This is a genomic window from Streptomyces luteireticuli (assembly GCF_041519305.1).
Classification (GTDB): Bacteria; Actinomycetota; Actinomycetes; order Streptomycetales; family Streptomycetaceae; genus Streptomyces; species Streptomyces luteireticuli.
This window is the reverse complement of the sequence record NZ_CP167927.1, coordinates 37,985-52,370: the sequence shown is the minus strand read 5'-3', so window position 1 is coordinate 52,370 and position 14,386 is coordinate 37,985. Positions and strand designations below refer to the sequence as shown.

Below are 14,386 nucleotides of genomic sequence, written 5' to 3'. Positions count from 1 at the left end.
GGCGCCAGCTCACATGTTCGTCACATCCGGGGGTCCCGTGCGTATCCGTCCTGCCCGAACTGCCACCGCAGCCCTGCTGCTGCTCACCCTCACCACCGGCTGCGCCGGAGCCTCCGGCCAGGGAACGGCCGCCCTCGGCGCGGGGAAGAAGCACCCGCCGCGGACCCGGCCCACCGACCGCGCTCCCGGCACGTCCATACCGACGGGCCCGGGACCGCAGAAGAAGTACACCGTCCAGCAGCAGCCCGCCCCCGGCACCTGCCACTTCCGCCACACGTCCGGCGGCGAGCCGCTCCAGGACCCGTCCTGCACCCCCGGCGCCCTCAACCCCGACGTCACCCAGGCCACCCTGGCCCGGACGATCTGCCGCCCCTCCGGCTACACCAAGGGCATCCGCCCGCCGGTCTCCGTCACGGGTCCCGAGAAGACCGCGAACGCCCGCTCCTACGGCTACACCGGCGACCCGCACGACGCGGAGTACGACCACCTCGTCAGCCTCGAACTCGGCGGCGACCCCAACGACCCGCGCAACCTGTGGGTCGAGCCGCCGTCCCCGGGGCACCGGCCCGGCGGCGGCCCCAACAACCCCAAGGACGTCGTCGAGTCCAAGCTCCACACCGCCATCTGCTCCGGCACGGTCACTCTCGGCGCCGCCCAGCAGGCCATCGTCACGGACTGGACCACCGCCCTCACCCGCCTCGGCGTCAACTAGCCCGGCCGGCGCGCACGTCGGGAATGAACCGGTGCCTCCGGCTGTTTCCGGACACGGTGCCCCGGAGAACGACCGCTTCCGCCCCCGGGTGACAGCATGGTCCGGCGGCACCGGAACCGCCGTGCGCCACCGCGGTGTTCGAGACCGCAGTCGTGTGAAAGCCGAGGAGAGGACAGGACGCATGCCGCTCGAGGGCGAGTACGTACCCAGCACCGAACAGTGGGTCAGGGAGCAGGTCGAGAAGTACGAGGGCTCCGGAGGCACCGAAGGCACGACCCTGCGCGACACCGGCCTGCCCGTCGTGATCCTCACCACCCGCGGCGCCAAAAGCGGGAAGATCCGCAAGACGCCGCTCATGCGGGTCGAGCACGACGGCACGTACGCCGTCGTCGCCTCCCTCGGCGGCGCCCCCAAGCACCCGGTCTGGTACCACAACGTCGTGGCCGACCCGAGGGTCGAGCTCCAGGACGGCACCGTGCGCCGGGACATGAGGGCCCGGGAGATCACCGGCGACGAGAAGGCCCGGTGGTGGGAGCGGGCGGTCGCCGCCTTCCCGCCCTACGCGGAATACCAGGAGAAGACGGACCGGGTCATCCCGGTCTTCGTCCTGGAGCCCGTCCCCGGCGGCCACTGACGCCCGCCCCGGTGCCGCCCGCGCGGCGGCACCGGACGTGCCCGTGACCGTGGCGCCAACTCCCGCGCCCCGCGGCCGTTACACCACCGCCCCCGAATCCCTCCGCGACCGCGCGCGCGGCCGCGGCGCCGACGGGGCGGGCGCCGGACGACGTCCCTCCAGGACCACGGCCAGCGGCGCGGCCGTCAGCACCGTCGACCCCATCCCGAACACCACGCCCGCCAGCAGCGCCAGCGAGAAGTCGCCCAGCGCGTCACCGCCCAGGAACGCCAGCGCGGTGAGGACGAACAGCACCCCCATGCCCGTGTTCACCGTCCGCGGCACCGTCTGCACGATCGCCCCGTCGACCACCGACGCCAGGCCCTCGACACCCCCGCGCCCGGCCGCCCCCGTCCGGCGCGTCTCACGGATCCGGTCGAAGACGACCACCGTGTCGTTCACGGAGTAGCCGATGACCGTCAGCAGCGCCGCCAGGAAGACGCTGTCCATGGGCCGGCCCAGCCAGGCGAACAGCCCCACCACCAGCACCGCGTCCTGCACCATCGCGGCCACCGCCGCCACCGCGAACGTCCGGCGGAACCGCACGCCGAGATAGACCAGTTGGGCCGCGACCGCGCCGCCCAGCGCCAGCAGTGCCTTGCCCCGCAGCTCCTTCCCGATGCTCGGCCCGACGCGCTCGTCGCGCTCGACCGTCACGGGACCCACCGCCGCCTCCAGGGACCGGCGGATCCGCTGCTGCTCCCCGTCGGTCGTCCCGCCGGTACGGACGAGGACGTCGCCGTCCCCGGACTTCTGCACCACCGCCCGCGGGAACCCCGCGTCCGCGACGGCCGACCGCGCCTCCTCCACGTCCACCGACCGGGCCGTGCCGTACGCGACCACCCGTCCGCCGGTGAACTCCACCCCGAACTGCGGCCCCCGCACCAGCACACCGGCGGCCGCCAGCACCACCAGCCCCGCGCTGACCCCCAGCCAGACCCGCCGGTACCGCATCGGCCGCGGGGCGCGCCGCGCGAGGAAGGCCCGCACCCGCCCGCCCGGCACGACCCCCGCCAGCCGCGGCCGGCGCCGCACCCGGTCGCTCCGCAGCGCCCACTCCGCGAGCACCCGGGTGATGACGAGCGCCGAGACCATGGACGCCACGACGCCCACGGTCAGCGTCACCCCGAAGCCCTTCACCGGGCCCGTGGCGAAGAGGAACAGCAGCCCGGCGGCGAGGACGGTCGTCACGTTCGAGTCGACGACGGCGCTCCACGCCTTCGCGAAGCCCCGCCGCAGCGGGCCGCCCGGATCCGGCAGCCCCCGCGAACGCCGGGCGGCCCGCGCGTACTCCTCCCGGGTCCGCTCGAAGACCAGCACATTGGCGTCCACGGCCATGCCCACCGCCAGGACGAAGCCCGCGAGCCCCGGCAGGGTGAGCGTGGCGCCCAGCGCGACCAGCGCGGCGTACGAGATCAGCCCGTACAGGCCGAGCGCGACGGTGGCCAGCAGACCGAGCAGCCGGTAGACGGCCACCACGAACACGGCCGTGCACACCAGCCCGATCACCGCCGCGGCCGCGCCGGCCCGGATCGCCTCGGCGCCCAGCGTCGGGCCGATCGTGTGCCGCTCGACCACGTCGACGGGCACCGGCAGGGCGCCGCCCTTGACGAGGGCCGCCAGGCCCCGGGCCTCGGACGCGGAGAAGCCGCCGGTGATCTGTGTGCTGCCGCCCCGGATCCCGGTGCCGCACGCCACGCTCTCCCTGATCCCCGGCGCCGAGACGATCCGGTCGTCGAGGACGATGGCGACCCGGCGGGAGACGTCGCCGGGCGGGGCGCACGCGGCGTCGCCGGTGACGCGCGCCCACGCCTTCTCACCACTGCCGCGGAACGCCAGGTCCACGGTCCAGCCGGCACCGGACGCCGTGTCCAGGAGCGCCTTCGCGTCCTTGACGTCCTTGCCGGTCAGGGCCGCGGGGGCCAGACGCAGCGACTGCCCGGGGGCGTCCGGGTCCGGCAGGGTCCGCGCTGCTCCGCCGGACGCGGCGGCGGGGAGCACCGGATGGAAGGTCAGCTGGGCGGTGCGGCCGATCACGTCCACGGCCCGGCGCGGGTCCTGCACACCGGGCAGTTCGACGACGACGCGGCGCTCGCCGGAGCGCACGAGCGACGGCTCGGCGACACCGAGCGCGTCCACCCGCTGCCGCAGCACCTCCAACGCCCGGTCGGTGGACGCGGCGTCGGCACGGGCAGGGGGTGAGTCGCGGGTCTCCAGCACGATCCGGGTGCCGCCGCGCAGATCGAGACCGAGGCGGGCGGGGCTGGTGAGGGCGAAGTACAACGAGGCGGCAACGGCGACGAGCGCGAACAGCGCACGCCACAACGAGGCGCGGGACGACATGGGTTCTCCCCTTCAGGGCATACGGAGGCGGAGCGCCGGCCTCCCGGTGGTGTACCGGCGGCCGCGCCCTGGGCGTCAGTTGCTCCGAAGGGAAGGAGGACCCCGGGTCAGCCGGGGGGAGTGCGCCGCGGCGGGCGGGGCCCGCCCCTGCCGCAGCCCGACGACCTCGCCCGGCACCGGCCGCGGCGCGAGCGGGCCCGTCACCGGGCCGGGCAGGGCCTCGGGGAGCCCGGGGGAGTGCGGTTGACGGACATGCGCCTGCGCGGCGTGGGCGCGCGTCGGCGCCTCGGCCACGGTCCGGCCGTGCGGCGCACGGACCTGGACGGAGAGCCGACCGGTGCTGTGCGCGACGACGGCCACGGACCCCGTCGCGGAGCCGGAGCCGGCCGCCGTCGCCGGAGCGCCACCGGCCGTGAACAGGGCCCACAGCCCGGCGAGAACGAGAACGAGGGCGCGCAACGGCCCTCGGCGCAGGCGGTCGTTCACCCGGCCCCCCGTTCCCCACCCGATCGGCCGCCCCTGCGGCGGATCACGCCCAGCCTAACGCCCCGGCCTCAGGACGCAACCGGCGCCTTCTCCCGCAGCAGACCCACGAACGCCCGCATCCACGCCGGATGGTCGGGCCAGGCCCGCGCCGAGACCAGGTTCCCGTCGACCACCGCCTCCGCGTCGACGAACGTCCCGCCCGCCAGCCGCACCTCCGGCGCGCAGGCCGGGTACGCGGCGGTGCGCCGGCCGTCGAGCACCCCGGCCGCCGCGAGCGTCAGCGCGCCGTGGCAGATCTGCGCCACGGGCTTGTCCGCCTCGAAGAAGTGCCGCACGATCCGCTGGACATCGGCGTCCAGCCGCAGATACTCCGGCGCCCGCCCGCCCGGGATCACCAGGGCCGCGTACGCCTCCGGCGCCACGTCCGCGAAGGCCACATCCGAGTCCCAGCTGTGCCCCGGCTTCTCGGTGTACGTATCGAAGCCCGGCACGAAATCGTGCACCACGAACTGGAGTTTCTTCACCGACGGCGCGGCGACGTCCACCTCGTACCCCTCCTCCAGCAGCCGCTGGTACGGGTAGAGGACCTCCAGGTCCTCCGCGGCGTCACCGGTGAGAATCAGGATTTTGGGCATGCTGCGCTCCTCGGGACAGGACCGGACTGGACAGGGCTGGACCAGGGTGGACAGGACCGCTCCGGACACGGCCCGGGCATCCCTACCCCGCCGGCACCCGTCGTCACACGGTCATGCGCGCGGAACGTCCTCCAGCCCCAGCCGCTCCGCCATCGCGCGCAACACCGCGTCCTGCGCCGCGAGATGCCGCCGCAACTGCGCCACCTCGTGCAGGGTGGCGCTCGCGTCGTCGTACGTCGCCCGCGCCCGCTCGTCCGATGCCGCGGCCTGCACGTTCTGGCCCACCATGATGACCGGGAGCAGCACCAGCTGGAGGAGGGTCTGGGCGACCCAGGAGACGACCGCCGCCGTGCCCGTCCGGCGGCAGGCGGTCTTCTCCCACGGGTCCGGCGGTGGCTACGCTGCGATCTCCCGGTCAATTGCCGACATAAGTGAACACCTGGAGTCATCATGGGAGTTGACGCACCCCGGCCCGCCCCTTCGCCCGCGGACCGCACCTCCGCGGCCTTCCTCATCGACGAGGCCCTCGGCTTCCTGTTCCCCGCCGCGCTGCGCGCCGCGGCGGCCGCCGGTGTCGCGGACCATCTCGCCGACGGCGCCCGCACCCCGGCCGAACTCGCCGCCGCGACCGGGACGGACGGGCCGAGCCTGCACCGGGTCCTGCGGCTGCTGGCCACCCGTGGGGTGGTCAGCCAGGAGGCCGGCGGACGCTTCGGGCTGACGCCCGCCGGCGACGCCCTCCGCTCGGACGCCCCCGCCTCGGCCCGCGCCGCCATTCTGATGATCACCGACCGGACCTTCTGGCTGCCGGCGGGCGAGATGCACCGCTGCCTCACCGACGGGACCTCCGCCTTCGAGGACGTCTTCGGCCGGCCGTTCTTCGAGCACTTCGCCCGGGACGCGGCCACCGCCGCCGTCTTCCACGACGGCATGGCCGCCATGTCCGACGCGGAGAACCAGCCGATCGCCGCGGCCGGGGACTTCCCGGAGAAGGGCACGGTCGTCGACGTCGGAGGCGGCCACGGCGGCTTCCTCGCCGAGGTGCTGCGCCACCGGCCGGGCCTGCACGGCGTGCTGTACGACGCGCCCCACGTCCTGGCCGGCCACCGGCTGGCGCGGGACGAGGCCCTCACCGGCCGGTGGAGCGTCGCCGAGGGCGACTTCTTCACCGAGGTCCCGCCCGGGGACGTCCACCTGCTCAAGCGGATCCTGCACGACTGGCGGGACGACCAGTGCGTCACGCTCCTGCGCAACTGCCGCCGCGCGCTGGCCCCCGGAGGCCGGATCCTCGTCGTCGACGCCGTCGTCCCCGAGGACAGCGACCCGCACCAGGCCAAGGCCCTGGACCTGCTGATGATGGCCTCCCTGGTGGGCCGGGAGCGCACCGAGGCGGACTTCCGCGCCCTGTTCGGGGCGGCGGGCCTGCGCCTGGCCCGGATCGTCCCCACGCCCACCGTGCTCGACATCGTCGAGGCGGTGCCGCAGGAGGCGACGGACTGACGAACGGGCGGGCACGGCACCGTCAGCCCTGCCGCCCGCCCGGGGCCGGGGCCCCCTCCGCGCGCCGCACGAGCGCGGCGATCCGGCCCGCGATCCCCGGCCACAGCTCGCGGGGCAGGTCGTGGCCCATGCCGTCGACGATCATCAGCTCCGCGCCCGGAACGGCCGCCGCCGTGGCCCGCCCGCCGCTGACGTCGCACAGGACGTCGTCCGTGCCGTGGACGACGAGGGCGGGGACGGAGAGCGACCGCAGCAGCGCCGTGCGGTCCCCGGAGGCCAGGGCCGCGAGGCACTGGCGGGCCGTCCCCAGGGGGTCGAGGCCCCGGTCGTGGGCGAGCCCGGCCCGCCCGGCCGCCTCGGCCTCGTCGAAGGCGAACCGCGGGGACCCGACGACCCGCGCGGCCCGGACCTCCCAGTCGACGTACTCCCGGCGGCCGTCCGGAGGCGTGCCGCAGCCCGCCAGCGCCGCGAAGTCGGGCCGTCCGGCACCGGGTTCGCCGGTGCTGGACATCATCGACGTCAACGACCGGACCCGCGAGGGATGTTCGACCGCCATCGTCTGGGCGACCATGCCGCCCAGGGACCCGCCCACGACGTGGGCGCCGCCCAGACCGAGGGCGTCGAGCAGGCCGACCGCGTCGGCGGCCATGTCCGACAGCGTGTAGGACGCGGACGAGACGTCACCGGCCAGCGCCGCCGCGAGGTCGGGTACGGGCGCGTCGTGGAAGTGCGTCGACCGGCCGCAGTCGCGGCTGTCGAACCGGATCACCTGCAGTCCGTGGCGGACGAGTTCCGCACAGAAACCGTCCGGCCAGTAGATCATCTGGGCTCCCGCGCCCATCACCAGCAGCACCGGCGGCGCGGCGGGGTCGCCGAATCGTTCGTAGGCCATCACGATGCCCGACGGGCCGACGTCCAGGGCCAGTTCTTCGCTCACGTTCTCACGGTCTTCCCACTGCCGAGGAGGAATGAACCTCCTCCCGGCCCGGCTTCCCGCGGTACGGCGGCCGGGGCGGGCGTCAGTCGCAGGGCGACGGCGCGCCGTCGAGGGCCGCGCCGTCGAGCGCGAGGGTGAGCCGGTCCAGGAGCGCGCGGAGCCGCGCGGCCTCGTCCAGGTCGAATCCGGTGGCGGCCGCGATCCGGCGCGGCACGAGCGCGGCCCGCCCGCGCAGCTCCGTGCCGGCCGGGGTGAGGCCGATCAGCACGGACCGCTCGTCGTGGACGCTGCGCTCCCGCCGCACCAGCCCGGCCGACTCCAGGCGCTTGAGGAGGGGGGAGAGCGTCCCGGAGTCCAGCCGCAGCAGCTCGCCCAGCCGCTTCACCGGCAGCTCGCCGTGCTCCCACAGCGCCAGCATGACCAGGTACTGCGGATAGGTCAGCCCGAGGTCCTTGAGGAGGTTGCGGTAGACGGCGCCGAAGGCGCGGGACGCGGCGTTCAGGGAGAAGCACAGCTGCCGGTCGAGGCGGAGGAAGTCCTCGGCGGATCCGGCGTCCGGCGTGCTGGTCGGCGGCTTCGTCATGGCCCCACGATATCTCGGACCCCAATAGATTGCGCACAATTTAATTGCGTGCTCTACTGTTCTTGTCCGTGCGGCGGCCGCAGCGGCCGCCCGTGCAGCGCACGGCACAGGAGAGGGATGGTTCCCATGGATGCGATCTACACCGCCGTCGCCACCGCGACCCACGGCCGCGAGGGCCGCGCCGTCAGCACCGACGGCCGCCTCGACGTCCAGCTCGCCCTGCCGGCGGAGCTGGGCGGCGACGGGCGGGGGACGAACCCGGAGCAGCTGTTCGCCGCCGGGTACGCCGCCTGCTTCGCCAGTGCGCTCGGCCTCGTCGGCCGGCAGGCGAAGACCGACCTCGCGGACGCGGCGGTGACCGCCGAGGTCGCCATCGGCAAGGAGGGCGAGGGCTTCGGCCTGGCGGTCGTCCTGCGCGTGGAACTCCCCGACGGCCTCGACCCGGAGACGGGCCGCAAGCTGGTCGAGCAGGCGCACCAGGTCTGCCCGTACTCCAACGCGACCCGCGGCAACATCCCGGTGGAGCTCGTCGTCGAGTGACGCCCGGCCGGTACGGGATCCGCTGCGCCTCGGGACGGACGCGCCGGCGCGGCACGTCGGCCAGGGCCGCCGGCCGGTACTGCAGGCTCGCGTGCCGGAACTGGTAGACGGGGCCCACCCGTAGACGGGGCCCACCCGACGGAGGATGCCCAGACGGTGGGCGTCGGCCAGGAACGCCTGGAGGCGCAGGGGCAGCCGGCCCCGGGCGGCCGGCACGAGCCGGGCCGCCCCGTAGCGCGGCCACGCGAAGGCGGTCGGGGCGAGGACGACGCCCACGGGCAGCAGCTCGGACAGGGCGAACAGCGCGATGTCGGGGACGGACGGCGCGGGCCCGCCCCCGATCCGGCATCCTCCGCCGGTTGCGCGACAAGGGCACAGCGAGCGGGCCGGGCGGGAGTCACTCGACTTCCGAAGTCCCCTGTGGAATCCGCCCGTTCGGGTCCGGTGGCGAGCGGAACCGGCCGGTGCGGGGCCACAGGTCGCGGGACCGACGATCAGGCCGGGACGTCGCGGCGGTCGCCGCCGCGCACCGCGTCGAGATAGTCGGCTATGGCGTCCCGGTTGCGGGTCAGGAACTGAATGCGTTCGGTCATGCCGTCCCGTTCGTGTTCCAGCGTGGCCAGTATCTCCGGTGTGGCATCGGAGAAGTAGATGGTGCGGGGTTTGTCGAGGCACGGGAGGACCTGCTTGATGATCCGGGTCGGCAGGCCGGCGTCGAGCAGCCCCCGGATCTGTCTGACCCGGTCCACATACCGTTCGTCGTAGTCGCGGTAGCCGTTCGGGAGGCGGTCGGCGACGATCAGCCCCTGTTCCTCGTAGTAGCGCAACAGCCGACGGGACGTGCCCGTGCGCTCCGACAGCTCTCCGATACGCATGTGCCCCACCTCACAGCGGACTTCATTGACCTTCACATCGATGTGAAGGTCCGAGCGTATATCCCGAAGGAAGCCAAGATCCACAACGGACCCCGAGGTGAGCACTGATGGACAACCGGCTCTACGACTACAGCGCGATCGTCGAGCGCGAGCCCCTCCACTGGCCCGGTGGTGCCCGGGTCGCCTTCTATGTAGGGCTCAACATCGAGCACTACCGGATCGACCGCCCCTCGACCAGTACCTTCCAGGGCACCGCGGACCTGACGCCGGACCCGCTGAACTACGGCTGGCGCGACTACGGGCCCCGGGTGGGCATCTGGCGGACGATCGACAGCCTCGACCGGCACGGGATCCGCGCGAGCGTCCTGCTCAACTCCGACGTCGGCGAACGCTACCCCCGGATCATCGAAGCGGGACGGGCCCGCAACTGGGCGTGGCTCGCCCACGGCAAGGACAACTCCACCTTCCAGGCCGACATGACCCCCGAGGAGGAACGCGCCTATCTGACCGAGGTGATCGGCACCATCGAGAAGAGCACCGGACAGCGCCCCCGCGGCTGGATGGGCCCGGCGCTCACCGAGACCTTCCACACCCCGGAACTGCTGGCCGAACTCGGCCTGGACTATGTGCTGGACTGGACCAACGACGACCAGCCGTACCGGCTGAACGTCCCCGGAATGCTCAGCGTGCCGTACTCCGTGGAGCTCAACGACATCGGCCTCTTCGTCAGCAAGGGCATGACCGGCCCGGACTTCGTCCAGGTCGTCAAGGACCAACTGGACCAGCTCTACGACGACTCCGCGGACAGCGGCCGGGTGATGGCACTGGCCCTGCACCCGTTCGTCACCGGCCAGCCCTTCCGGGCCAAGTACCTGGACCAGGCGCTGGAGTACGTCGCGAACCACCCCGGGGTGTGGCTGACGACCAGTGACGAGATCGCCGACCACTACGCCCGGACCACCGACCCGGGCCCGGGGAACGGCCGGCGGAAGGGCTGACGGTGCTGCGGGAGCGCCTTGGGGGTTGACGGAACCCGTCGGGGCGCCCCCGCCCCGCACGGCGTCGCCCCCGCCCTGCGCCATGCCCGCGCCAACGGCCCGACGTGCGGGACAGGGCCTCGGGAATGCGCCCAACGTGCCTTAAGCGCCTGCCTGTTGAAGGCGTCGCGCCCGGCGCCGTGACATCACACAGGAGCCGGTCGTGGCACCGCGAGGGCGCCGGAGGCCCCGCGTGCCGTCGCGGCCACCGGTGACGGGAGAGGTCCGTGGTGACGGCACTGAGTGGAGGTTTCATCCTGGGCGTGGTGTCTCATCCTCGGGCGTTGAGGTGCGCCAGGTTTGGGTGGTTTCTCCGGTGATCCGGCGGGCCATGGTGTCGATCATTGCAAGGTAGATCATGGCTTCAGAGCTGGCGGTCAGCGTCTCGTAGTCGCGGGCCAGACGGCGGTGCATCATGATCCAACCGAAGGTCCGCTCTACTGGCCAGCGGTGTGGAATCGGAGCGAATCCCCTGGTCCCGGGCTTGCGTTGGACGATTTCCAGGTCGATGCCCAGCCGGGCGGCGCTCTCGACGAGGTGCTGGCGGTAGCCGCCGTCGACCCAGATCTTCCGCAGCCGCCGGTGTGCCCGGGAGGCCTGCCTGATCAAGGGTGTGCCGGCGGTGGAGTCCTGCACGCTGGCGGCAGTGACCAGCACGAACAGCAGCAGGCCGAGCGTGTCGGTCAGGATGCTGCGCTTGCGGCCGACGATCTTCTTCGCGGCGTCCGTGCCCTGTGTGGCGGACGGGACGGTGTGGGCGGTCTTCACGCTCTGCGCGTCGATGATCCCCGCGCTCGGCTCGGCGTCCCGTCCGGCCTGCTCACGCAGCCGGTGCCGCAGCAGCCCGTTCAGCTTCTCGAAGACTCCCTCGTCACGCCAGTACGCGAAGTAGTGGTAGGTGGTCTCCCACGGCGGGAAGTCGTGGGGCAGGTAGCGCCAGGGGATGCCGGTGCGGTCCACGTACAAGATCGCATCCAGCAGGTCCCGCAGCGCGTACTTCGGTGGCCGCCCACCGGGGATGCCGGCCTGGCGGCGCTTGGCACGCCACTCGCTCAACACCGGCTCCACCAGGGCCCATCGGTCATCGGACAGATCGCTGCCATACGCTCGGCGTTCGCCCATACTCTTGGCGTACCGCGTTGGGGAACCCACCGCCAGGGCCCGGAGGTCCACTCGCCGATTCCTGGGTGAGACCGGGCATCCTTGAATGAGACAGACTCCAAGGCTGATGTCGGAACCCAAAGCGCATAACGCGCCGCAAGTCCGATGCCGTGGTGCACCAACAGGAACGAAAACCACACGTGCCTCACTGACCGCTCTTCAGAATCGGTCTGCCACGGGGGATTCCAGGATGAAACCTCCACTGAGAGGGCGTTTAATCTAGGCGGATTGCCGCTTATGCCCTAGTAGGTTCCTCGCCAGGTTGGTGTGGTCTCGTCCGTTATGCGCTTGGCGAGGTTGTCGATGGACGCGACCTGGATCATGGCCTCGGAGCTGGCGGTAAGAGTCTCGTAGTCGCGGGCGAGGCGTCGGTGCATCATGATCCACCCGATACTCCGTTCCACCACCCAGCGCCTTTTCACGACATGAAATCCGCGAACTCCGGGGTTCCTGTTGACGACTTCGACGTCGATTCCGAGCTTCGCCCCGTGCTCGACGACGGCGTTCTTGAAGCCGGTGTCGACCCAGCTCTTGGAGATGGTCGGATACGTTTCCTTCGCTTGGTCGAGGAGGCGTATTCCCAGGGCGTTCTCGTGGAGGCCGGCGGCCGTGACGGTCACGGCGAGGATGAGGCCGAGCGTGTCGGTCAGGATGCCGCGCTTGCGGCCTACGATCTTCTTGGCGGCATCGGTTCCCTGGCTGGTCACGGGCACGTTGGTGGAGGTCTTCACGCTCTGGGTGTCGATGACGGAGGCGGTGGGTTCGGGCTTGCGGCCTTCCTTTACGCGGGCCAATCCCGTGAGGTCGTAGTTGAGTTGGGCGAAGATTCCCTCGTCGCGCCAGGCCGCGTAGTAGAAGTAGACGGTGCCGTGTCCGGGGAAGTCGTGCGGGAGGTACTTCCAGGGGATTCCCGTGCGGTTCAGATAGAGAATCGCGTTGAACACATCGCGGAGTTCGACCGTGGCCGGCTTTCCGGTGGGGCGACGGTCGAGCCGGGCTTTCCGCCAGGCCGTCAACGTCGGCTCGATCAAGGCCCATCGGGCGTCGGACAGGTCGCTGGGGTACGGCTTCCGCTGGCTCACGCCGTAGCGTGATCATGGTCGAGACGGACGGTGTCGTTCCGCTGCATGTTCGGCGATTCTCCCTGATCTTGAAACCAGACGGACTCCCGGCGTCAGAAGCGAGCGAAACGGACGACAGGTCCCGAGCAGCGACGGGGCACGAAGTCTGCATACCTCGCGAAGCCAAGCAAACTAGGGCAGCGGCAAAGGCCATTTATCGGAACAGAACTAGGTAAACGCCCTCTGAAAGGGCGTCAAGTCCGGATTCGTCGCCATTGCCACCCACAAGAGTGGTCTTTTCCCCTGAGCATGACATTCCGGGGCATGCTGGGAGGTGACCTCGGTTGTGGGGAGCATCAGCATGACCCGGGAAGAAACGGACGCAACCCCCGCCGCGCACACCCTGATGACCACCTCCGCCGAGGACGCCCGGCCGCCCTTTCCCGTCCACCCGTTGTGAGGAGTACCGCCGGCCATGAGCGATGCGTTCACCCGGGAGCCCCCATGGAACCCCCGGCTCTTCCCACCGGCCTACCGCACGCCGCGGGCCGTGCAGACGGCACGGAACCTCCTGGATCCCCAGGGCTACGGCCACTCCTTGCGCCGGAGGTTCGGCCCGGTCTTCTCGCTGCGCATGTTCCCCTATCGCAGCGCCCTCGTCTGCGCGACCGACGCGGCGACGAACCGGGAGGTGCTGACCGACCACGAGCGGTTCCCCGGTGGCGACGCCTCCGCCGGACTGGCGGCCGTGGTCGGCGCCGGATCGCTGATCTGCACGCCCCCTCCCGTGCACCTGCGCCACCGCAAGCTCCTGCTGCCCCCCTTCCACGGCCGGCAGGTCACGCGCTGGACGCAGGGAGTACGGGAACTCGTGCGCGCCGAGCTGCCCGATCTGCTGGCCGACGGCCCCAAACCGGTACGCCCGTGGGCGCAGCGGCTCACCCTCGACGTCATCCTGCGGGTCGTCCTCGGCCTGACGGACCCCGCCCGGACCGCCGAGTTCCGCCAGGCGCTGAACGCGTTCGTCGGCATGGGGAACTTCCCCGTGCTGTTCCTGCCGAGGCCGCTGCGGCGCGATTTCGGGCCCTTCTCACCCGGCGGCCGTTTCCACCGGCGCCGCGCGGCCGCCCGGGACCTGATCCTCGAGGAGATCGTCGCCCGCAGGGCGGCCCCCGACCGCGCCGAGCGCGACGACGTGCTGTCCATGCTGCTCGACGCCCGCGACGAGCACGGCGTCGGACTGAGCGACGAACAGGTCCTGGACGAGCTGATGGGCCTCGTCCTGGCCGGCCACGAGACCACGGCGGCCTCGATCGCCTGGACGCTGCACCTGCTCGCCCACCATCCCACCGTCCGCGACGACCTCATCGCCGACCTCGACGCGGGATCGGACCGGCTGCTCAAAGCGGTCATCAAGGAATCCGGCCGACTGCGCCCCGCCGTCTACGGCTCCCTGCGCACCGCGGCGTACGACACGGAGCTCGGCGGCCACCCCGTGCCGGGGCACGCGTTCGTCGCGGCGCTGTTCCCGCTCACCCACCACGACCCCGAACTGTGGCCCCGGCCCGACGCGTTCCGGCCCGAACGCCACCTGGGCGCGGACGACGCGGTGCCCTACTCGCTGACGCCGTTCGGCGGCGGCGTGCGGCGCTGCATCGGGGTATCGCTGGCCCAGCTCGAAGTCGAGACCGTCCTGAGGGAAACCCTCGCCGCGGCCGTCCCGGAAGAGGCCGGACCGCCGGAGTCGACGCGGCTCATGGCGGTGATCCTCGTCCCCACGCGGGGCGGACGGGTCCGGCTGCGCCGACGCCGGCCGCATCGGGCCGATCGATGAGGCCGGGGG

Annotated in this window: 15 protein-coding genes; 6 read left to right on the top strand and 9 right to left on the bottom strand. The window is 72.3% G+C overall.

Going from position 1 to position 14,386, the window contains the following annotated elements:
* Positions 1-37: 37 nt before the first annotated feature.
* Positions 38-712: a hypothetical protein gene (locus tag AB8735_RS00215; protein ID WP_372404171.1), complete on the top strand. Its 675-nt coding sequence runs from the start codon at positions 38-40 to the stop codon at positions 710-712.
* A gap of 181 nt (positions 713-893) precedes the next feature.
* A complete protein-coding gene (locus AB8735_RS00210) occupies positions 894-1,346 on the top strand; it encodes a nitroreductase family deazaflavin-dependent oxidoreductase (protein ID WP_344021384.1) in 453 nt (150 codons plus the stop codon).
* Between the two features lie 78 nt (positions 1,347-1,424).
* Here the strand turns inward: AB8735_RS00210 and secD are convergent, their stop codons facing one another.
* The 4 genes from secD to AB8735_RS00190 form a co-directional block, all read right to left on the bottom strand.
* Complete coding sequence (gene secD / locus AB8735_RS00205; protein WP_372404169.1) at positions 1,425-3,728, bottom strand: protein translocase subunit SecD; 2,304 nt, start codon at positions 3,726-3,728, stop codon at positions 1,425-1,427.
* A 75-nt stretch (positions 3,729-3,803) separates the two neighbouring features.
* On the bottom strand, positions 3,804-4,214 hold the full coding sequence (locus tag AB8735_RS00200; RefSeq protein WP_372404168.1) for a hypothetical protein: 411 nt from the start codon (positions 4,212-4,214) through the stop codon (positions 3,804-3,806).
* 68 nt (positions 4,215-4,282) lie between these two features.
* A complete protein-coding gene (locus AB8735_RS00195) occupies positions 4,283-4,849 on the bottom strand; it encodes a DJ-1/PfpI family protein (protein WP_372404167.1) in 567 nt (188 codons plus the stop codon).
* Positions 4,850-4,960: 111 nt separating this feature from the next.
* A complete protein-coding gene (locus tag AB8735_RS00190) occupies positions 4,961-5,155 on the bottom strand; it encodes a DUF1003 domain-containing protein (RefSeq protein WP_372404165.1) in 195 nt (64 codons plus the stop codon).
* 144 nt (positions 5,156-5,299) lie between these two features.
* On the opposite strand from AB8735_RS00190, the gene AB8735_RS00185 reads away from it, so the two are divergent.
* Entirely contained in the window at positions 5,300-6,349 is a 1,050-nt protein-coding gene (locus AB8735_RS00185) for a methyltransferase (protein ID WP_372404163.1), read from the top strand.
* A 22-nt stretch (positions 6,350-6,371) separates the two neighbouring features.
* Here the strand turns inward: AB8735_RS00185 and AB8735_RS00180 are convergent, their stop codons facing one another.
* Together AB8735_RS00180 and AB8735_RS00175 are read right to left on the bottom strand one after the other, a co-directional pair.
* On the bottom strand, positions 6,372-7,286 hold the full coding sequence (locus AB8735_RS00180; protein WP_344021371.1) for an alpha/beta hydrolase: 915 nt from the start codon (positions 7,284-7,286) through the stop codon (positions 6,372-6,374).
* Between the two features lie 82 nt (positions 7,287-7,368).
* Entirely contained in the window at positions 7,369-7,869 is a 501-nt protein-coding gene (locus tag AB8735_RS00175) for a MarR family winged helix-turn-helix transcriptional regulator (protein WP_372404161.1), read from the bottom strand.
* 126 nt (positions 7,870-7,995) lie between these two features.
* Here AB8735_RS00175 and AB8735_RS00170 point away from each other — a divergent pair, with 126 nt between their 5' ends.
* Positions 7,996-8,409: an organic hydroperoxide resistance protein gene (locus AB8735_RS00170; RefSeq protein ID WP_344021367.1), complete on the top strand. Its 414-nt coding sequence runs from the start codon at positions 7,996-7,998 to the stop codon at positions 8,407-8,409.
* Positions 8,410-8,903: 494 nt separating this feature from the next.
* On the opposite strand, the gene AB8735_RS00165 is transcribed toward AB8735_RS00170, so the two are convergent.
* Positions 8,904-9,284, bottom strand: a complete 381-nt coding sequence (locus tag AB8735_RS00165) for a MerR family transcriptional regulator (protein WP_344021365.1) — start codon at positions 9,282-9,284, stop codon at positions 8,904-8,906.
* Between the two features lie 107 nt (positions 9,285-9,391).
* Between AB8735_RS00165 and AB8735_RS00160 the strand changes: the two genes are divergently transcribed.
* Positions 9,392-10,282 carry a polysaccharide deacetylase family protein gene (locus tag AB8735_RS00160; protein ID WP_344021363.1) on the top strand — a complete coding sequence of 297 codons (891 nt, stop codon included), beginning with the start codon at positions 9,392-9,394 and terminating at the stop codon, positions 10,280-10,282.
* Between the two features lie 291 nt (positions 10,283-10,573).
* On the opposite strand, the gene AB8735_RS00155 is transcribed toward AB8735_RS00160, so the two are convergent.
* Both AB8735_RS00155 and AB8735_RS00150 read right to left on the bottom strand, forming a co-directional pair.
* Positions 10,574-11,443, bottom strand: coding sequence for an IS5 family transposase (locus tag AB8735_RS00155; RefSeq protein WP_372404158.1), 870 nt, complete (start codon positions 11,441-11,443; stop codon positions 10,574-10,576).
* Positions 11,444-11,724: 281 nt separating this feature from the next.
* The gene (locus AB8735_RS00150; protein WP_372404156.1) at positions 11,725-12,564 is read right to left on the bottom strand and encodes an IS5 family transposase; all 840 of its coding nucleotides are present in this window, start codon (positions 12,562-12,564) and stop codon (positions 11,725-11,727) included.
* Positions 12,565-13,018: 454 nt separating this feature from the next.
* Here AB8735_RS00150 and AB8735_RS00145 point away from each other — a divergent pair, with 454 nt between their 5' ends.
* A complete protein-coding gene (locus tag AB8735_RS00145; protein ID WP_372404154.1) occupies positions 13,019-14,377 on the top strand; it encodes a cytochrome P450 in 1,359 nt (452 codons plus the stop codon).
* The last annotated feature ends 9 nt before the right edge of the window (positions 14,378-14,386 follow it).

Coding starts and splice junctions, on each gene's coding strand:
- AB8735_RS00145 (WP_372404154.1), top strand. CDS start 13,019: ATGAGCGATGCGTTCACCCGGGAGCCCCCATGGAACCCCCGGCTCTTC.
- AB8735_RS00155 (WP_372404158.1), bottom strand. CDS start 11,443: ATGGGCGAACGCCGAGCGTATGGCAGCGATCTGTCCGATGACCGATGG.
- AB8735_RS00170 (WP_344021367.1), top strand. CDS start 7,996: ATGGATGCGATCTACACCGCCGTCGCCACCGCGACCCACGGCCGCGAG.
- AB8735_RS00195 (WP_372404167.1), bottom strand. CDS start 4,849: ATGCCCAAAATCCTGATTCTCACCGGTGACGCCGCGGAGGACCTGGAG.
- AB8735_RS00160 (WP_344021363.1), top strand. CDS start 9,392: ATGGACAACCGGCTCTACGACTACAGCGCGATCGTCGAGCGCGAGCCC.
- AB8735_RS00175 (WP_372404161.1), bottom strand. CDS start 7,869: ATGACGAAGCCGCCGACCAGCACGCCGGACGCCGGATCCGCCGAGGAC.
- secD (WP_372404169.1), bottom strand. CDS start 3,728: ATGTCGTCCCGCGCCTCGTTGTGGCGTGCGCTGTTCGCGCTCGTCGCC.
- AB8735_RS00185 (WP_372404163.1), top strand. CDS start 5,300: ATGGGAGTTGACGCACCCCGGCCCGCCCCTTCGCCCGCGGACCGCACC.
- AB8735_RS00165 (WP_344021365.1), bottom strand. CDS start 9,284: ATGCGTATCGGAGAGCTGTCGGAGCGCACGGGCACGTCCCGTCGGCTG.
- AB8735_RS00210 (WP_344021384.1), top strand. CDS start 894: ATGCCGCTCGAGGGCGAGTACGTACCCAGCACCGAACAGTGGGTCAGG.